The organism is Lactiplantibacillus herbarum (assembly GCF_001039045.1).
In the GTDB taxonomy this organism is placed as follows: domain Bacteria; phylum Bacillota; class Bacilli; order Lactobacillales; family Lactobacillaceae; genus Lactiplantibacillus; species Lactiplantibacillus herbarum.
On sequence record NZ_LFEE01000004.1, the window covers coordinates 34,102 to 53,172 of the forward strand.

The following is a 19,071-nucleotide window of genomic DNA, read 5'->3' on the forward strand; positions in this document are numbered from 1 at the left end:
GTTAGTTTGCGAGCATTAACGGGAAACCAGTGATTATTCCGGTTTTGGGAATGGTCACTGGTTTCGGGTTAAGCGGAACAAACTGCCTTGTGGCGCACGTTTCGACTATTAACATCCGAACCACTAAAATCAGGCTTGCGACTTTATGTCATAAGCCTTTTTTAGTGCTTAGAAACAAGCGTATCAAGCTAAAATCCGGGCAGCCATAGAGTCCGACCGGGCAAAGTGGTATAATTTTTATGCGCGTAGCTTTAAACGGAGTTACGATTCGAGAATATGAAACCTTAGTCAAAAAATTGGTTTGCCCGCTACATGGGAACCATGAATGGAGAGTTTAATCAATATGAAGATGCAAGTTGCCGAAATTGCCAAGGCCGTTGAAGCGGTCAATGCTGAACAAGCTTGGCCTGACGTTCACGTAACGGGAGTCGCATTTGATAGCCGGAAACTGCAAGCCGGGGATTTGTTCATCCCACTAATGGGTGATAACGATGGTCATCAATACATTCAAAATGCCATCGCAAATGGTGCGGTAGCAACCTTATGGGCTAGTGACCATGCTGATAGTGCGCCCGATGAACTACCGGTGATCATGGTGGCAGATACATTGACAGCCTTACAACAGCTGGGACAATACTACTTACAGAAGATTAATCCTAAGGTGGTTGCTGTTACTGGAAGTAATGGTAAAACAACGACGAAGGACATGATTGCGAGTGTACTTAGCACGCAGTTCAATGTGACGAAGACTCACGCTAACTTCAATAACCAGATTGGGGTACCCATTACGTTACTAAGTATGGAACCTAATACTGAAGTTGTTGTGGTTGAAATGGGCATGGACCACTTCGGTGAACTTGATTTTCTCAGCCAGTTAGTGCAACCCGACGTGGCAGTCATTACCATGATTGGTGAAGCTCACATTGAATTTTTCGGAACTCGTGATCGGATTGCGGATGCTAAGTTAGAGATTGTGCATGGCTTGAAAGAAGACGGAACGTTCATCTTTAATGGCGACGAACCATTATTACAAGAACGGGCTCAAGATGTTAGTCAGCATCAGCGAACATTCGGTTTGGATGCTACGAATACCTTAGTTGGTAGCGACGTGACCAGTGGCCGTGCACAGACGGAATTCAAAGCTAGCTTATGGCCAGATGACACTTATACGATTCCAATGATGGGTGCTTATAATGTCAACAACGCGCTGGCCGCTTTACTAGTAGCTGATACGTTCCACATTCGTCCGACGGCGGCCAAGCAAGCAATCGCTAGTTTTGTCCCTACTGAAAACCGGACGGAATGGTTGAGCGGTAGCAAGGGTGAGGCCATCTTAAGTGATGTCTACAATTCTAACCCAACGGCTGCGCGTCGAGTGTTAGCAGCTTTTGCGGCAGTGCCAACTAAGGGGCAGCGGATTGTGGTACTTGGTGATATGTTGGAATTAGGGGATCAGTCGGACGCGTTACACATGAGTCTGGCTAGTGAATTAGATCCAACAACTATTCCAAGTGTTTACTTGAATGGTCAGCATATGCAGGCCCTAGCGGAAGTCATCAAGGCCAAGTATCCTCAGGGAACGGTACATTATTACCCAACGGATTCACAGGCTCAGCTGATTGAAGATTTAACAGCTGCAGTGAGTGCGGATGACCAAGTACTTCTCAAGGGGAGTCACGGGATTCACCTCGAAAAAGTGTTAGCAGCATTAACCGATTAGTCTAAAAAATAAAATTTAAAATCATAACAACAAGACCGCTCGCATTAGTAGGGGAATGGTGACGCTAACATTGATTAGCCAACGCATTTGAACCTTATTAGTGTTGGCGGTCTTGCTTGCTTATTTAGAATAACCGGTGTATGATAATTCAGTTGTACCATTTTGAAAGTCAGACCGTTGGCTTACATGATAGCGTCCCACGGGAAACGGATTTTTTTCTAGCTGTCACGTAATCCCATGGTGTCATCCTTAGGAGGAAACATATTTGAAGTTTACAGAATTAGGCTTATCAGATAGCCTACTTAAAGCAGTTCAGCGGGCCGGTTATGAAGAAGCGACCCCTATCCAAGCCGAAACCATTCCAATGGTTCTTGAAGGCAAAGATGTGATTGGTCAAGCTCAAACCGGGACTGGTAAAACAGCCGCTTTTGCCTTACCAATCTTACAACGGTTGGATTTTGATAACCATAATATTCAAGCCTTGGTAATCTCACCAACGCGTGAATTGGCAATCCAGACCCAAGAAGAAGTTTACGGTTTAGGTAAAGAAGAACATGCTAAGGTTCAGGTTGTTTATGGTGGCGCTGATATTCGTCGCCAAATCAGAAGCTTAAAGCAGAATCCACAAGTTATCGTAGGGACGCCAGGTCGTTTACTCGATCATATTCGTCGGGGCACGATCAAATTAGATCACGTTAAGATGTTAGTTCTTGACGAAGCCGATGAAATGTTAAACATGGGTTTCTTAGAAGATATCGAATCAATTATCAAACAAGTACCTGGCGAACGGCAAACAATGCTGTTCTCCGCAACGATGCCGCCTGAAATCAAGCGTATCGGGGTACAGTTCATGAAAGAACCACACCACGTTAAAATTAAATCAAAAGAAATGACCGCTGATACGGTTGATCAATATTACGTTAAAGCCAAAGAATTTGAAAAGTTCGATATCATGACTCGATTATTAGACGTTCAGGCACCTGAACTCACAATCGTGTTTGGTCGTACGAAACGTCGTGTTGATGAATTATCTAAGGGTCTAGAAGCTCGTGGCTATAATGCTGCTGGTATTCATGGCGATTTAACCCAACAACGTCGTTCACAAATCATGCGTCAATTCAAGGCTGGTCAATTAGATATCTTAGTTGCTACCGATGTGGCTGCTCGGGGACTTGATGTTTCTGGTGTCACCCACGTGTACAACTTTGATATTCCACAAGATCCTGACAGTTATGTTCATCGTATTGGCCGTACTGGCCGTGCCGGTAACAAGGGGGTTTCATTAACCTTTGTAACGCCTAACGAAATGGAATACTTGCGGGTTATTGAAAAGTTGACCAAGAAGCGTATGTTACCATTGAAGCCACCAACTGAAGCCGAAGCATTTACTGGCCAGTTGGCTGCAGCAGAATCTAATGTAGCTGCTTTAGTTGCTAAGACGGCTACTGAAAAGTATGCTGACCAAGCAGCTGAATTGCTACAAAAGTATGATGCTACTGACTTAGTTGCTGCGTTATTAAACGAAGTAACTAAGGACGATGCTTCATCAGTACCTGTTAAGATTACGCCAGAACGCCCATTACCTCGTCATAAAGGCGGCGGTGGTGGTAACCGTCGTGGTGGTGGTTACCGTGGTAACCGTAATCGTAACAGTGGTAGTAGCCATGGTAACGGTGGCCGCAGTAATGGCGGTAGCAGTTACTCACACAATGGTCGCGATCGTGACCGCAACGGCAGTGGCCGTAGTGGTAGCGGCGATCACAAGAGTGGTGGCTATAAAGGTCGCAGCCGCGATGACAATCGTAGCAGTAACCGGAACCACGATGACGGTCGTAAGCAAAGCAGCAAGCGGAGCTACACGATTCGTACCAACGATTAATTATTAATTAGTTGATAATGAAAAGTCGAGCATTTGCTCGGCTTTTTTGTATGCGCTGAGTTTACACTTGGTACAAGTTGGGACCCAACTGACAGTTGTTTTATTCATTAGGTAGACGGACCTTCACGTTGACGTGAAAAGATTGCGTGCGTGGCCCCTTTTATCAGGACGGCAGCTGTGGTAAATTGGAAATATCAAACTAGTTATTAACTATACTGAAAAGGGGTGTCGCTGTGATTTATGGGACGGGAATTGATCTTACGGAATTAGAGCGCATTCAACTCATTCTATCTAAAGGGTTACAACTGCCAGCAAAAGTATTAACTCCGGCAGAACGGGCTGTTTTTGATCGGTACCCTGCTAAACGGCAAGTCGAATTTTTAGCAGGTCGTTTTTCAGCGAAAGAAGCCTACAGTAAGGCCTTTGGTACTGGAATTGGGGCGGCCGTTGGTTTTCAAGATATTGAGATTTTAGATAATGCGGTTGGTAAGCCGGAGATTACGCGGCACCCATTCGATGGTCCGGCGTGGATTTCAATTTCACACACGGACACGTTAGTGATGACACAAGTTATATTGGAAAGAGGCACACGGTGATGGTTGTAATTGGGGAACACCGCCACACACAAGTCACAGTCGACTTGCAGGCAATTAAAAGTAATATTCGTAAAGAAATGGCACAAAAAGATGAGTTAACTGAGTTATGGGCAGTCGTGAAGGCAAATGGCTATGGTCACGGAATTATTCAGGTGGCGCAGGCGGCTAAAGCAGCTGGTGCGACGGGTTTTTGCGTGGCAATTTTGGATGAAGGCTTAGCGTTACGAGCTGCCGGGATCACAGAACCAGTATTGGTACTGGGAATCACGGAACCAGAATACGCGTCATTAGCTGCGGAAAAATCAATTTCATTGGCAGTTGGTAGTAAAGCGTGGTTGGATACTGCCACTCAGATCTTGGCTACTAGTCAAGTGACCCAGCCGTTACATGTTCACTTAGCGCTGGATACGGGGATGGGACGGATTGGGTTTCAAACGCCAGCTGAGTTATCCGTTGCAGCTCAAACGTTGCGACAAGCACAATCGCCATTTGATTTTGAAGGCATTTTTACCCACTTTGCAACGGCGGATCAAGCAGATGACACCTACTTCATTCATCAATTGAATAATTGGAAATCAATGATTGCAGCTGTTGATGACTTGCCACGATACGTGCACGTGTCGAACTCAGCAACGAGTCTGTGGCATCAAGCCTGCAATGGTAATATGGTTCGTTTTGGGGTAGCCTTGTATGGTTTGAATCCTTCAGGTCGTGACTTGAGCTCACCATATCAATTACAGCCAGCGTTATCGTTGACGGCTCAGCTAACCTTTGTGAAGCATCTGGCTCGTGATAAATCCATCAGTTATGGTGCGACTTACACGGCGGCCCAGGATGAATGGATTGGAACGGTTCCGATTGGCTATGCAGATGGTTACGAACGGCGTTTACAAGGCTTTCACGTTCTGATTGACGGTGGATTTTGTGAAATCGTTGGGCGGGTCTGCATGGATCAATTGATGGTGCGGTTACCACATGAGGTTGCAGTTGGAACTAAGGTTACCTTAGTTGGGACTGACGGTGCGAATACGATTAGTTTGCAAGATGTTGCGGACTATTGTGGGACGATCCATTACGAAATTGCTTGTGGGCTAGCTCCGCGAGTACCCCGAGTTTATACAGATTAAAAGATAGTTATGACAGACAGTCCTTGATAAGGTGATTATCAGGACTGTTTTATTTAGCACCGATAGATACCACTGGTAATAATTAACGTCAGCGATGCTTTTGCTAAAAAATGAGTAAGTCGCCACGCTAAGCTAAGCGATGGGCGGATTAAGGGCAATCAGATGGATGAGTTAGCTTATTTGATTAAATCGGTAAACGGTTGCTAAATGTGAAGGGTTCATGATATTATGAGTAACAAGATAGTTATATTGGGGTACTATCAGACTTATTAGGTCGCGTAATAAAGGGAGATGAGGCGATGGCCGCAGCTGACATTAAACGTGGTGACATTTTTTATGCAGATTTATCACCAGTCATAGGCTCCGAACAAGGAGGCATGCGCCCGGTATTAATCGTGCAGAATAATGTTGGTAATCACTACAGTCCTACGGTGATTGTTGCTGCAATCACGGCTAAGGTTCAAAAGGCAAAAATGCCAACGCATGTGAATATTAATGCCGCACACACCGGGATTGAAAAGAATTCAGTTGTATTGTTAGAACAAGTACGCACGATTGATAAGCAACGGCTTAAAGATCGGGTCACCCATTTGGATGATCAAACGATGCGTCGGGTTGATAATGCTTTACTGATTAGTATTGGGTTAGCTGACCAGACGCGCAAGCGGACACAACGCACCTTCCAATCATAGTCAGTCGATGGGGATTAATTGTTTACATAATTAAGCTATTTCGGTGCGATGACCGAGTGCAGTAAAAAAAGAACCACTAGTTAAGGTGAATACCTTAGTTAGTGGTTCTTTTTTTGCGTGCTTAGCTGGCCGCGGTAACGGTTAGTAGGGTCTTGAGTGTATCTAAGGCGGTGACTAGCGGCAGGTTGTGATTGAGCACCGTGGTAGCAAAAGGATGGTCAGATGTTGAATCCAAAGTGAAGCCAAGGAACTGAGTAGTTGGAGTCGACCACTGACTAGTTGGTCCAATAACGGTTACGGGAACGTTAGCTGCGTTTAAGACCGCTTGAACGGCAGGTCGCTGCCAGGTTAAAGCATCTGTAAGTACGCCATCGCTTGCTTGCCAGTGATCAAGTTGGTAGCTGTCCGCCATGGCTGCATGCCAGGCATCAGCAAAGGTTGGGCCAACGCCAATTGTTTCACCAGTTGATTTCATTTCAGGACTAAGCGCAGTCGGTGTTTGCGGCAACTTGTTGAACGAGAAGACCGGTGCCTTGATAGCAACTAGATCAGAAGGGGGTAAAAGGCCAGGAGTGAGACCAACCTCAGTCAACTGCCGACCTAAAATTAATTGGGTAGCCAGTTGAGCTAGTGGTAAGTGTGTGACCTTACTCATGAATGGGACGGTACGGCTGGCCCGGGGATTAACATCAATGACGTAAACGTCGTCGGTGATGACAAATTGGATGTTAACCATGCCAACACAATGTAAGGATTGTGCTAACTTGGTTGCAATCGCCACGATTTTATCCTGAACGGCTGTACTGAGCGATTGTGGCGGATAGACCGTAATCGAATCTCCTGAATGGACGCCGGCTCCTTCAATATGTTCCATGATTCCGGGAATGAAGCACTGTTGACCGTCGGATAGGACATCAACTTCGCATTCAGTTCCCGGTAAGTATTGATCCATTAAGATGGGTGCGCCATGACCAGCAGCAACAGCGGCTTTAATAACGGGTGTCAGTTCGGCATCGTCATGAACGATCGCCATGGCCCGACCGCCGAGAACGAAGCTGGGACGAACAAGTAGCGGGTAACCGATCGAGTGGGCAGCTTGATAAGCTTCTTTTAGTTCAGTGACCGTTGTGCCAGCAGCTTGAGCGATGGTCAAACGGTTCAGATGGTCGGCAAATACCTGCCGATTCTCTGTTAAATCGGTAGCCGCAACACTAGTACCAAGAATATGAACGCCGTGTTCAGTTAGCTGATGAGCCAAGTTGATTGCTGTCTGGCCGCCGAATTGGACGATAACGCCGACTGGGTGTTCGAGTTCAATGATTGGCATTAAGCGCTCGATTGTCAGCGGCTCAAAGTAAAGTTTGTCGGAAGTTGAAAAATCGGTTGAAACAGTCTCTGGATTATTGTTGACCACGATAGCGTGATAGCCCGCTTGCTGAACGGCTTTGATACAGTGAACGGTCGTATAGTCGAATTCGATTCCCTGACCGATGCGAATGGGGCCAGAGCCTAAGATGATGACGCTATTCCCTAATGGCTGGCTTTCGTTAGTTTGCCCAAACGCGGTGCTGTAAAAATACGGTGTCGCGCTAGCGAATTCACCCGCACAGGTGTCGACCATCTTATAAACTAGTGGCTGCTGATCCGTGATAGTCGTCACGTCTTTAAGTGAGTGCTGGCTATAGTGGGCCATGGTTGCAACGCTCAAGCCATATTTTTTAGCAGTTAAGAACTGTTGTGACGTGATGAGGTTGGCTGTTAACTGCATGATGTGCTGTAACTTACTTAGGAAAAATGGCGTAATTCCAGTTAATTCAGCGAGTTTTGCTAAGGGCCAACCTGCTTGAAAAGCTGCCAGTAAATAAAAGAGCCGTTTGTCAGTGGGATGGGTGAGTTGATCTAACAGGTTGGTCTTAGTGATGAGCTCATCGGGGACTAACGTTGTTTGAACTTTGGGCGTAATTTCCAGTGAGGCGATGGCTTTTAACGTTGCTTCTTCGATAGTTGTCCCAATTGCCATGACTTCACCGGTGGCTTTCATCTGAGTGCCCAGGTGAGCATCTGCCGTTGGAAACTTATCAAACGCAAATCGTGGAATCTTAGCAACCACGTAATCGAGTGCCGGTTCGAATGCGGCGTAGGTCGTCTGAGTGACGGGATTTTTGATTTCTGATAGATTCAGCCCAATCGCAATTTCGGCGGCAATCTTGGCAATCGGATAACCCGTTGCTTTAGAAGCTAGAGCTGAAGAACGACTGACCCGGGGATTCACTTCGATGACCGCGTACTGATCGCTGTGAGGATCCTGTGCGAGTTGGACGTTACAGCCACCACGAATATCGAGGGCCTCGACGATGGTTAGCGCAGCGGTACGTAAACGCTGATATTCTGCATCAGTCAGTGTTTGGGCAGGCGCGTAGACGATTGAATCACCGGTATGGATGCCGACGGGGTCGAAGTTCTCCATACTGCAGACGATAATTTTACTGCCCTGATTATCGCGCATCACTTCGAATTCAATTTCTTTGAATCCAGCAATGCTCCGTTCGATTAAACATTCGTTGACCGGTGACATGGTTAGTCCCCGTTGTAAAATCTGCGTTAACTCTTGGGCATTATTGGCAATGCCACCGCCAGAACCACCGAGGGTGAAGGCGGGGCGTACGATGACGGGGTAGCCGATCTGGTCAGCAAAAGCCAGCGCACTAGCCACGTGGTGAACGGTCGTGCTAGCTGGAATCGGCTGATCGAGTTGCTTCATGAGTGTCTTGAATGCGGCCCGGTCTTCGGCTTGATTGATCGTTTTGAGTGAAGTTCCCAGCAATTGGATATGTAGGTCAGTCAAAACGCCTGCTTGGTCAAGTGCCATGGCTAAATTCAGGCCAGTTTGACCGCCCAGTGTCGGTAGTAAGGCATCTGGTTTAGTGACAGTCAGAACCTCGGTCACACTTGCGAGGGTTAACGGCCGCAGATAAACTTCGTCGGCGGTAGTGCTGTCAGTCATGATGGTCGCTGGATTGGAGTTGATCAAGATAACGTGGTATCCCGCATCCTTTAAGCTCAGACAGGCTTGCGTTCCGGCATAGTCGAATTCGGCAGCTTGACCGATCTTGATTGGACCTGATCCAATCACAGCAATGGAATGGATCTTAGTATTCTTAGGCATTGGCAACGGCCTCCTGTTGAATCATTGTTAAGAATTTATCGAAAAATTGACCAGCTTCCTGTGGCCCCGGATGAGCTTCTGGATGAAACTGCACGGACATGACAGCGGTATGTGGTAAGCGTAGTCCTTCAACGCTACCGTCGTTTAGTTCGGTATAAGTGACTTGTAGTGGTGTCGTGGTTAAGGAGGCCGGATCAATGGCGTAATCGTGATTTTGAGCGGTCATCATCACCGTACCGTCAACACAAGACTGGACCGGATGATTGAGACTGTGGTGACCAAATGGCAGTTGGTAAGTTTGGGCACCGTAAGCTAGTGCAATTAATTGATGGCCGAGGCAGATCCCAGCTAAAGGATAGTGTTTGGCAAGCTGGCGGATGGTTGGTAGGACTTGAGCATGTGCCGTTGGATCACCGGGGCCATTAGACAGGAGGATGCCATCTGGGTGATAAGCACTAATGACTTTTAGACTCGTTGTGGCGGGCAAAACGGTTACGGCACAGCCACGTTTGATGAGCTCGGCGGTGATCGCTGATTTTTCACCAAAGTCAAGAACAACGATATGCGTCTTACCAGTGTGTACTTGGTTTAAGGGTAGTGGTTGGGGGAGTAACTGTTTTAAAGGTAGGGTGGCGAGTTTAGCGTCAAAGTCACTAACGGGTGTATTACTGATAATTGCCATCTGAGATCCGGTTGTCCGAATATGGGTGGTTAGGTCACGGGTATCAATGCCCGCAATCCCGGCGACATGGTTCAACGTGAGAAAACTCGCCAATGATTGACGACTAGTCTGGTGATCGCTGAAGTCGGCAAGTTCGTGGACGATAATCGCTTGCGCACCAATTGTTGTCGCTTGGCTAACAGTTGGATCAATGCCGTAATTGCCAATCAATGGGTAAGTAAATGTAATTAACTGGTTCAGATAGGACGGATCAGTCAAAGTTTCTTGGTAGCCGCTCATCCCAGTGTTAAAAACGATTTGGCCAGCGACTTCAAGTGTGCGAGCGCCAATCGCCGTTCCTATCCATTGACTCCCGTCCGCTAGTGTTAAGTATTTTTGCATCTTGTCGCATCCTTTCTGATAGTAAGATTAAAAACGAGTTGTTATCAATGGAACTAGTAAACAGTAATTAAGCACGGATGTCAAATTAAAAATACATAAATAGTGAATAAAATGTCTTTTGTAGCTATAAATATACATATTTTTAAAATATTTTGAATAAATTTACAAAAACACTTGCGCTTTGATAGTGATGAGAATATAGTGTGAACCATGCTAATTGCATAGATATGCGATAGATTAACTTATTTTTGAATATTTGAGGTGATAATATGCAAGTTGCGTTGATGGGAGTAACCGGGTACAGCGGTATGGTTCTGTACAACTTGTTAAAACAACACCCTGCTATAGATCAGATCAATTTATACGGTCATGCGGATGCCCAACCGGTAGCACTGAAGACAGTGGCTCCGATGTATCAGAAAGAAACGGCAATCATTCGACCATTTGATGCCGACGTCGTGATGCAAGAAAATGCCATGATGTTCTTTGCTACCTCAGCCGGTGTTAGTCAACAACTTGCACTACCGTTGATTGCGGCAGATTTTCCCGTCATTGATCTGTCTGGAGATTTTCGCTTGCAAGATCCTGAGCAGTATCAGCGGTGGTATCACCGAACTTCAGCACCAATCACTGCCCTAGAAAAAGCCAGCTATGGTCTGGCAGATCTACCTGCACCACTGACAGCTTATGTGGCTAATCCAGGTTGTTACGCCACGGCCACGTTATTAGGCCTAGCACCATTAGTACAACAACATTTGATTGACCCGACGACGATTGTGGTTGATGCCAAATCTGGATTGTCAGGTGCCGGTAAAGGTTTAACGAGCAGTAGTCACTACGTCAATGTGAACGATAATCTCAGTCTCTATAAGGTTAACCAGCATCAACATATTCCAGAAATTGTACAGCAATTGCAACGCTGGTGGTCAGCAGTGCCAGCGATTGAATTTACGACGACGCTCATCCCGGTTACCCGTGGGATTATGAGTACTATCTATGCGTGTGCAGCACAACCGTTGACGACGGCGCAGCTAGTGGCTGCGTTTGAACAGACTTATCAGGAGCAGCCGTTTGTTCAAGTTCTACCGAGTGGGACAATGCCGGATCTTAAAATGGTGATTGGCACCAATAACTGTGCGTTAGGTGTGAACTATAACCCGGTCACTAAGACGATCTTGGTTGTCAGTGTCATCGATAATCTAATGAAGGGGGCCGCTGGTCAAGCGATTCAGAACTTTAATCGCTATTTTCAGTTAGCGATAACGACCGGACTACCCACGTTACCCGTATTTCCATAAGAGAGGAAGTCTTGCGGATGCAAGTATTAACGAATACAACTTTTGAAAAGGTGGCCTTTCAGTGGCCGGCTGGTTTTTACAGTGATGGGATTCATATTGGATTACGGCGTAAGAAGCCGGATTTTGGCTGGTTGTTCTCGAAAGTCCCTGCGAGTGCCGCTGGAACGTACACAACGAATCAGTTTCAGGCAGCACCCACAAAATTAACCAAGCAGATGATTGATCAGAATCACCAATTGCAGGGCTTACTACTCAACAGTGCGGTGGCTAATTCGTGTACGGGTGCGCAAGGTTGGCAGAATGCGATGCAGGAACAGACCTGGTTGGCTAACAAACTAGCGATTGCTCCTAGTTTGATTGGAGTCGCTTCTACTGGACTGATAGGTGCCCAATTGCCGATGGAAAAGATCAAAAACGGCTTACCACAACTGACGCCGACTAAGAGCGATGCGGTGACGTACGCGGTGTTGACGACTGACAAGCACCCGAAAACGGTCTGTGTTCAGTGCGAATTGGGTGGGCAGTTGGTTACCATCACTGGTTTTGCGAAGGGCTCCGGAATGATTCATCCTAAGATGGCAACGATGCTAGGCTTTGTCACGACCGATGCGCAGATTGACGGCGACGTTTTGCAGGCCTTGCTGAGTGAAAATGTGGATCAAACCTTCAACCAGATTACAGTCGATGGCGATACCTCAACGAATGATATGGTTGTTACGCTAGCCAATGGTTTGGCGGATAATCCTAGCCTAGTGGCGGGAACTACGAATTATCAGACCTTCAGTGAAGCCTTTCATTTTGTCTTGGGAGAACTTGCGAAGCAGATTGCCGCGGATGGTGAAGGGGCCACTAAGTTAGTGGAATGCAATGTCGATCATGCCGCCACTGCATCGGATGGGCAACAGATTGCTAAAGCCATCGTGGGCTCAAACCTCGTTAAGGCGGCGATCTTCGGTGAGGATCCCAATTGGGGACGTATCATCAGTACGATTGGGGCTACGGATGCGGCTATAGATATTAACACTGTTGATATTGAGATGAATGGTATCTTACTCGTTCACAATAGTCTGGCAGTTGATTTTGATCTAACAACGGTCCAACAGAGCCTGCAAGATGCGCGGATCATGATTAATGTCGATCTCCACCACGGTTTAGCTAGTGGGCAAGCATGGGGCTGTGATCTGACTTACAACTACGTCAAAATTAATGCCAGTTATCATACTTAGGGAGGACGATTTATGCAGAATCTGATTATTGTTAAAATCGGCGGTCAAGCAATTCACCAGTTAAATCAAGCGTTTTTTGACCAGTTACAAGCGTGGCAACAGCAAGGTTATCACGTTCTGATCATCCATGGTGGTGGGCCAATGATTACGCAATTGACGACCCAGTTACAGTTGCCAGTCAAAAAAGTTCACGGGTTACGGGTGACAGATGCCGCAACCCTGACGTTGACTAAACTAGCGTTACTCGGAGATGCGCAACCAGCACTCCTATCACAACTTGCTCAGCATGGATTGGATGTCTTAGGATTGAATGCTGCCGATAATCAATTGTTGACGGGTGAGTTGGTCGACTATGAACAGCTAGGTTACGTTGGGCAGATAACAGCGGTCAATCAAACTAAGTTAGCGACCGTTTTAGCTGATCAGATTGGCGTGCTGGCACCACTTGCACTCAGTGCCGATGGTCAATGGCTCAACGTGAATGCGGATATGGCGGCAACCGTATTGGCCCAGCAATTACACGCTGAAAAATTAGTCTTATTAACGGATGTCCCAGGAATCATGCACCACGGCAATGTGATGACAACTTTGTCACCATTGCAAGCGCAACGTTTAACTCGTGCCGCAGTGATTACGGCGGGGATGCAACCAAAAGTACAGGCGGCAATCGCTGCTATTCAAGCTGGTGTTCATCAGGCGGTGATTACGAATGCAATCGATCAACCTGGTACGGCAATTATTCAGGAGGTGGCCGGATGACCATGCAATATGTATTTCCAACCTATGCTCGGTTTCCATTCGCAATTGAGGATGGACAGGGCGTTTACTTAACTGACAATCATGGCAAGCAATACTTAGATTTTACGGCTGGGATTGGGGTCTGTAACTTTGGTTATCATCAACCCCAGATTCAGCAGGCTGTTACACAGCAGTTGACCCAAATCTGGCACACGTCTAATTTGTATGAAAGTGAGTTGCAAGATGGTGTGGCCCAGTTGCTGACCAACGGCGATGATCGCTTGGTTTATTTTGCTAATTCAGGTACTGAGGCCAACGAAGCTGCTCTGAAACTAGCCCGTAAGTACACGGGTAAAACGGCTATTCTGGCGTTTAATCATTCCTTTCATGGGCGAACATACGGGTCAATGTCTATGACGGGAAATGCTCATATTCAAGCAGGATACGCACCACTTGTTCCGGGAATTCAGTTTGCTGACTATAATGATGATGCGGCTTTAGCGCAGATTACACCTGACTTAGCGGCGGTTATTTTAGAAGTTGTTCAAGGTGAAGGTGGCGTGTATGCGGGCGATCCTGATTGGTTAAAAGCCGTTAATGCCAAGTGTCAGGCGACCGGTGCACTGCTGATCATTGACGAAGTCCAATCTGGAATTGGGCGGACGGGTTACCGGATGGCATACGAAGGCTATGGTCTTGACCCAGATATTTACACGGTTGCTAAGGGGTTAGCGAACGGGCTGCCAGTGGGAGCAATGGTCGGCCGCCAAAAATTTGCGTCAGCGTTTGGACCTGGGAGTCACGGTTCGACGTTTGCTGGCAATGCGCTAGCAATGGCAGCTGCACAATCCGTGCTACAACAGTTAACACCGGAATTTTTAACCACCGTTCGGGAACATGCCGATGTGGTATGGCAAGCACTCAGTGACCAGATTGCAACGCTACCTAGTGTGCAGGCGATTACGGGTAAGGGCCTGATGATCGGGATTCACTTAGATCCTCAGTTACCGGTCCAACAAGTGATTGAAGCACTACAAACAGCGGGCTTGCTGACATTATCCGCCGGTGACAATACGTTACGATTACTGCCGCCATTAGTGATGCAACCCAGTGAGCTACTCGCTGGTATTACGACTATTGCGCAAGTCCTGACTGAATTAACTACGGAGGTTTAATGATATGAATAATCATTTTCAAGGACAATCCTTATTGAAGGAAATCGATTTTACACCTGCCGAACTCACCTATTTAATCGACTTTGCGAGCCATTTAAAAGCACTCAAAGCACAGCATATTCCACACTCTTATCTGCAGGGTAAGAACATTGCGTTACTATTTGAGAAAACGTCAACGCGGACCCGTTCGGCGTTTACCGTGGCGGCTAACGATTTAGGCGCTCATCCTGAATTCTTAGGTCAACATGACATTCAGTTTGGGACTAAGGAGTCGGTGGCCGACACAGCTAAGGTGTTGGGATCAATGTTTGATGGCATTGAGTTTCGAGGCTTTTCTCAGCAAACGGTGGCTGACTTAGCGAAGTATAGTGGTGTTCCCGTCTGGAATGGTCTAACGGATGACTGGCACCCAACGCAAATCTTAGCCGACTTCTTAACTCTGAAGGAACACTTTGGCTATCTGAAAGGCCTGACGCTAACGTATGTGGGGGACGGCCGTAATAACATGGCCAACAGTTTACTAGTAGCGGGATCAATGCTGGGAATCAACGTACACATTGGTGCCCCAGCAGCGTTACAGCCCGCAGCTGAGATTGTTGCATTAGCGCAAAAATATGCCGCTAATTCTGGCAGTACTGTTCTGGTCACGGATGATCCTAAAGCGGCGGTTGCCCAAGCTGACGCGCTGTACACGGATGTCTGGGTGTCAATGGGAGAGGATGTTGACTACGGGCAACGGATCAAGCAATTACTGCCGTTTCAGATCAACACCGAATTATTGGCGGCTACTGGCAAAGAAACAACGATTGTGATGCACTGTTTACCGGCGTTGCATGATTTAAAGACGCAGGTAGGTGCTGAATTAGGCGCTAAGTATCAGATGGATGCGTTTGAAATTACGGACGAGGTCTTTAATAGTCCGCAGTCGGTGGTCTTCGAGGAAGCAGCAAACCGGTTGCCAGCGATTAAGGCTGTAATGGCGGCGACACTCGGTGACCTTTTCATTCCTGACAGTCTATTTGAATAGAATGACTTGATTCGAAACGCTCCGGCGTGCTACGATAAGACCCGCTCTGTTACTAAATACGTGGTTCGTAACCATCCCACGTTAAAAAACTAGGAGGAATTTATCGCATGACAGAATCAAAAATTCGACCATGGATTATTAACGCGTTAGTTGCTGCGCTTTACGTGGTTTTGTGTTTGGGGCCAGCAGCTTTTAGTTTGGCGTCGGGTGCCATTCAATTCCGAGTTTCAGAAGGCTTGAATCACTTGGCTGTCTTCAACCGTAAGTATATCTGGGGGCTCGTAGCCGGTGTGATTTTGTTCGATGCCTTCGGACCTGGTGCTAGTCTGCTGAACGTTGTGTTCGGTGGCGGACAGTCGTTGTTGGCATTATTAGTATTGACATGGATTGCCCCCAAATTGAAGACGGTTTGGCAACGAATGGTCTTAAATATTATTTTATTTACTATTTCGATGTTCATGATTGCCATTATGATTGTCTTGATGAGTAGCGGCGTCGCCTTTTGGCCAACTTACTTAACGACGGCCGTTTCAGAATTAATTATTATGAGTATTACCGCACCGATTATGTACAGTTTGGATCGGATCTTACATTTTAGTGATCGGATTTCTTAGATTGCGGTGCATTAGCGTGAATATAATATCAGGAATATTATCAATTTAACTAAAATAAGCGACCCCAGTAATTTTACTGAAGTCGCTTATTTTTTTATGCTGTTGATTTATTGGTGGCGAAACGTGGGCAACAAGGCAGCTTGTTCCGCTTAACCTGAAATCAGTGACTATTCCAAAAAACGGAATAATCACTGATTCCCCGTTAATGCTCGCAAACTAATCGCCTTGTGGCCCACTCTAATTATTCCGCCTGTAAGTCTTCCACTTCGATTACTTTGAACTGTTTGCGGTTCAAGTTATCAGTGATACGTTTCAACTTCTCAGTATCAACGTCTTCAGGCAAGGTGAAGAGGGTTCGGTGACCGAGTGTGCCATTTTGGACATCTAAAGTTAAACAACCAGCAATGGAAGTGTACTTGGTGATGATCTTTGCCATAGCAGCTAAGTCACCACGTTCACCGATAGAAACGACGGTTAAGACGTAGCTACCGACGTTAACGTTCCATGATTGTGACAGCATATCGAGCAAGCGGGTATGCGTTAAGATTCCGTAGAAGTAACCATGTTCGTCTAAAACGGCGATGTATGGCAAATCTTTAATTGAGAAAAAGACGTTATAGAAAGCGGCATCGACCTGAATAGTCTTAGTCGCATTCTTGAGTAGCGTGGTAACGGGTAGTGACATGTCGCCGCCTCGTGATTTGTGGCGGTAGATGTGCATCTTATAGACGTTACCGCGGAAAATATGACCAGTTTCGTCAAGAATTGGAATACAGCGAAAACCAGAATCTTCGAGTACTTTTAAAGCTTCTTCCAGAGTGGCGTCTGCTGTAACAGTGACGAGGCGTTCTTTGGGTTTAACAAGTGTTTTTAATAACATAGTGACTATTCCCCCGATTTTGTTAGTTTGTTTTAATAAATAATAACATAAAAGTAACTGGGATACTCGTTAATTGATGGGGTAATACCGCTAATAAGCGTTTAAAAAGCCGTCCCCAGTATGTTGAGGACGACTTTTTAAATTAAATTTAAATTAGAAAACAATCACAGGTGTCCCGACTGGAACAGCCTCAAAGACTTTTTTCATCACGGATGGTGGCGTATTAACACAGCCGTGTGAACCGTGTTTCTTATACCACGTGCCACCGTACTGAGTCTGCCAAGAAGAGTCGTGGAGACCTTCACCAGTATCATCGAATGGCATCCAATAAGAAACCGGTTGTGAATAAGTAGAACCGTTGTCGTTATCGCCTTTCAGCGTCGCATTACGTTCCTTATTCCAGATATACCAAACCCCAGTAGTTGTTTCGTGTTTACCGGGTTTACCAGTAACAACATCGGTTGAAATCTTGAGATTACCGTCAACGTAAACGTACATGTGTTGGTTGGTCTTATCAACTTCAACATAGGTGTTACCAATATCGGTTCCTTTGTTATTATAACCGGAACCGCTGGTAATTGGGGAGCGAGTAAAGCTCTTGCCCTTCATGATCTCAGCAGACAAAGCTTTTGCTTCAGCATCAGTTTTGATAGTCCAACCGTAGAAGCCACCACTAACGGAGACCGTTCCGCGAGCGGTACTCTTAAATGAGCGGGTCGTGTGATAAGTATGGTACTTATCATTTAGTTGCTTAACGTAGGCTAAAACAGCTGTCTGGTCCAAGCTAACTTTGCCCTTAGAATCAACTTTGATCCAACTAAGAATCAAATCGTGAGGAATAGTAAACTTGTGACCATTGATGTTATAAGTAGCCGTTTCAGCGGCGTATTTAGCAGCTTTAGTCTTAGCTGTTTTAAGACTGTCACTCGTACTAGTGATAGTAGGTGTGACGTAAGCGTCTTTAAGCGCAATTTGACTGGTACCATTACTGATTGCTTTAGTTACAACGGTTTTTAGTTTCTGTTGGTCAAGTTCGGTTCCTTGGACCTCTTTTTTGATCTCAACTTGGTTATTTCGATAAACTAACTTAGCGTTTTCAGTATTCGTTCGCTTAGTCTGATTAGCGGTCGTTGTGATTTTTTTGAGAAGGGTCTGTAAATCTTGTTGACCGATAGTGAGCTGACCTAAAGAAGAAGCATCTGTGGCTTTAGCAGATTGCAGTAACGCCAGTGGCCAGCGCCAATAATTCTGTTTGGTAACTAATTTGGTTAATTCTTTTTTAGTGTTGATGGTGATTCCGGCTGATTTGCTCGTAAATGAGTATTTAGTTTTGTCATTTTCAACGATACGATAGGTGCGGTGTTCTAAAGCGTAGTTTACTTTAGGAGCAGCCTGAGTAGCAGTTTTGCCACTGACATCAACTCCTGCAACCGACGTATTAGCGAGGAAAGTTTGTTGGTTTTGCCAGATAAGACTAGTGGCAACATAACCGATGACTAATAGTCCGAGAATAGCGCTCCCGATAATTAGGCCACGTTTGTGTTTCATTATTAGATTGTCCTCCATATACTTGTAGTGCTTTTACCTTATAACAGAATACAGGGGAGTGCAAACTTCAAGGCTGGTAATGATGATAAGAAAAGTTAAAGGGGGCAACGAGGGGGTGTTGTCTATGTTTAGACTGATAAATAGTGGGGGAAAATAAAAAAACGTAATCATTGATTGCTATTTAGGGACTACTAGTAGAACCTAACCCATCGCTCCGTTGATTTTTGATTAATTTCCCTACGATGATGTTATATCGACGGATTTATCCGCCTACCGGGGTGGTCTGACAACGCTGGAACGCTATGGGCACGATTTTGAGATT

The 19,071-nt window shown here is 46.0% G+C and carries 15 protein-coding genes and 1 riboswitch; of the genes, 11 read left to right on the forward strand and 4 right to left on the reverse strand.

Going from position 1 to position 19,071, the window contains the following annotated elements; all coding sequences use genetic code 11:
• Positions 1-343: 343 nt before the first annotated feature.
• The 5 genes from ACG95_RS01725 (at position 344) to ACG95_RS01745 (ending at position 6,014) form a co-directional block, all read left to right on the forward strand.
• Positions 344-1,720, forward strand: a complete 1,377-nt coding sequence (locus ACG95_RS01725; protein ID WP_047998850.1) for a UDP-N-acetylmuramoyl-tripeptide--D-alanyl-D-alanine ligase — start codon at positions 344-346, stop codon at positions 1,718-1,720.
• 265 nt (positions 1,721-1,985) lie between these two features.
• Entirely contained in the window at positions 1,986-3,599 is a 1,614-nt protein-coding gene (gene cshA / locus ACG95_RS01730) for a degradosome RNA helicase CshA (protein WP_047998851.1), read from the forward strand.
• Between the two features lie 233 nt (positions 3,600-3,832).
• Positions 3,833-4,195: a holo-ACP synthase gene (gene acpS, locus ACG95_RS01735; RefSeq protein WP_047998852.1), complete on the forward strand. Its 363-nt coding sequence runs from the start codon at positions 3,833-3,835 to the stop codon at positions 4,193-4,195.
• Entirely contained in the window at positions 4,195-5,322 is a 1,128-nt protein-coding gene (gene alr / locus ACG95_RS01740; protein ID WP_047998853.1) for an alanine racemase, read from the forward strand. Before acpS ends, alr begins: the two co-directional genes overlap by 1 nt.
• Before the next feature lie 299 nt (positions 5,323-5,621).
• Complete coding sequence (locus ACG95_RS01745) at positions 5,622-6,014, forward strand: type II toxin-antitoxin system PemK/MazF family toxin (RefSeq protein WP_047998854.1); 393 nt, start codon at positions 5,622-5,624, stop codon at positions 6,012-6,014.
• A 121-nt stretch (positions 6,015-6,135) separates the two neighbouring features.
• Here ACG95_RS01745 and carB read toward each other — a convergent pair whose 3' ends face one another.
• A complete protein-coding gene (gene carB, locus ACG95_RS01750) occupies positions 6,136-9,180 on the reverse strand; it encodes a carbamoyl-phosphate synthase large subunit (protein WP_047998855.1) in 3,045 nt (1,014 codons plus the stop codon).
• Entirely contained in the window at positions 9,173-10,243 is a 1,071-nt protein-coding gene (locus tag ACG95_RS01755) for a carbamoyl phosphate synthase small subunit (protein WP_047998856.1), read from the reverse strand. Before ACG95_RS01755 ends, carB begins: the two co-directional genes overlap by 8 nt.
• 269 nt (positions 10,244-10,512) lie before the next feature.
• Between ACG95_RS01755 and argC the strand changes: the two genes are divergently transcribed.
• The 6 genes from argC to ACG95_RS01785 all read left to right on the forward strand — a co-directional run bounded on the left by argC (position 10,513) and on the right by ACG95_RS01785 (position 16,321).
• Entirely contained in the window at positions 10,513-11,541 is a 1,029-nt protein-coding gene (gene argC, locus ACG95_RS01760) for an N-acetyl-gamma-glutamyl-phosphate reductase (RefSeq protein ID WP_047998857.1), read from the forward strand.
• Between the two features lie 17 nt (positions 11,542-11,558).
• Positions 11,559-12,767 (forward strand): bifunctional glutamate N-acetyltransferase/amino-acid acetyltransferase ArgJ, encoded by a 1,209-nt coding sequence (gene argJ / locus ACG95_RS01765; protein WP_047998858.1) that lies wholly within the window; start codon positions 11,559-11,561, stop codon positions 12,765-12,767.
• A gap of 12 nt (positions 12,768-12,779) precedes the next feature.
• Entirely contained in the window at positions 12,780-13,526 is a 747-nt protein-coding gene (gene argB, locus ACG95_RS01770) for an acetylglutamate kinase (protein WP_047998859.1), read from the forward strand.
• Positions 13,523-14,680 (forward strand): acetylornithine transaminase, encoded by a 1,158-nt coding sequence (locus ACG95_RS01775; protein WP_082137278.1) that lies wholly within the window; start codon positions 13,523-13,525, stop codon positions 14,678-14,680. The genes argB and ACG95_RS01775 overlap by 4 nt, the downstream gene beginning before the upstream one ends.
• Before the next feature lie 4 nt (positions 14,681-14,684).
• A complete protein-coding gene (argF, locus tag ACG95_RS01780) occupies positions 14,685-15,707 on the forward strand; it encodes an ornithine carbamoyltransferase (RefSeq protein WP_047998860.1) in 1,023 nt (340 codons plus the stop codon).
• Positions 15,708-15,761: 54 nt separating this feature from the next.
• Positions 15,762-15,806: riboswitch (PreQ1 riboswitch) on the forward strand.
• An 8-nt stretch (positions 15,807-15,814) separates the two neighbouring features.
• Positions 15,815-16,321: a QueT transporter family protein gene (locus tag ACG95_RS01785; protein ID WP_047998861.1), complete on the forward strand. Its 507-nt coding sequence runs from the start codon at positions 15,815-15,817 to the stop codon at positions 16,319-16,321.
• Positions 16,322-16,562: 241 nt separating this feature from the next.
• Here ACG95_RS01785 and cbpA read toward each other — a convergent pair whose 3' ends face one another.
• The gene (cbpA, locus tag ACG95_RS01790; protein WP_047998862.1) at positions 16,563-17,201 is read right to left on the reverse strand and encodes a cyclic di-AMP binding protein CbpA; all 639 of its coding nucleotides are present in this window, start codon (positions 17,199-17,201) and stop codon (positions 16,563-16,565) included.
• 153 nt (positions 17,202-17,354) lie between these two features.
• Positions 17,355-18,749: a L,D-transpeptidase family protein gene (locus tag ACG95_RS01795; protein WP_047998863.1), complete on the reverse strand. Its 1,395-nt coding sequence runs from the start codon at positions 18,747-18,749 to the stop codon at positions 17,355-17,357.
• Between the last annotated feature and the right edge of the window lie 322 nt (positions 18,750-19,071).

What these genes read in the sequence shown, in the direction of transcription:
- ACG95_RS01725 (WP_047998850.1), top strand. Translation starts at nt 344, where the DNA reads ATGAAGATGCAAGTTGCCGAAATTGCCAAGGCCGTTGAAGCGGTCAAT.
- alr (WP_047998853.1), top strand. Translation starts at nt 4,195, where the DNA reads ATGGTTGTAATTGGGGAACACCGCCACACACAAGTCACAGTCGACTTG.
- ACG95_RS01745 (WP_047998854.1), top strand. Translation starts at nt 5,622, where the DNA reads ATGGCCGCAGCTGACATTAAACGTGGTGACATTTTTTATGCAGATTTA.
- carB (WP_047998855.1), bottom strand. Translation starts at nt 9,180, where the DNA reads ATGCCTAAGAATACTAAGATCCATTCCATTGCTGTGATTGGATCAGGT.
- ACG95_RS01755 (WP_047998856.1), bottom strand. Translation starts at nt 10,243, where the DNA reads ATGCAAAAATACTTAACACTAGCGGACGGGAGTCAATGGATAGGAACG.
- argC (WP_047998857.1), top strand. Translation starts at nt 10,513, where the DNA reads ATGCAAGTTGCGTTGATGGGAGTAACCGGGTACAGCGGTATGGTTCTG.
- argJ (WP_047998858.1), top strand. Translation starts at nt 11,559, where the DNA reads ATGCAAGTATTAACGAATACAACTTTTGAAAAGGTGGCCTTTCAGTGG.
- argB (WP_047998859.1), top strand. Translation starts at nt 12,780, where the DNA reads ATGCAGAATCTGATTATTGTTAAAATCGGCGGTCAAGCAATTCACCAG.
- ACG95_RS01775 (WP_082137278.1), top strand. Translation starts at nt 13,523, where the DNA reads ATGACCATGCAATATGTATTTCCAACCTATGCTCGGTTTCCATTCGCA.
- argF (WP_047998860.1), top strand. Translation starts at nt 14,685, where the DNA reads ATGAATAATCATTTTCAAGGACAATCCTTATTGAAGGAAATCGATTTT.
- ACG95_RS01785 (WP_047998861.1), top strand. Translation starts at nt 15,815, where the DNA reads ATGACAGAATCAAAAATTCGACCATGGATTATTAACGCGTTAGTTGCT.
- cbpA (WP_047998862.1), bottom strand. Translation starts at nt 17,201, where the DNA reads ATGTTATTAAAAACACTTGTTAAACCCAAAGAACGCCTCGTCACTGTT.
- ACG95_RS01795 (WP_047998863.1), bottom strand. Translation starts at nt 18,749, where the DNA reads ATGAAACACAAACGTGGCCTAATTATCGGGAGCGCTATTCTCGGACTA.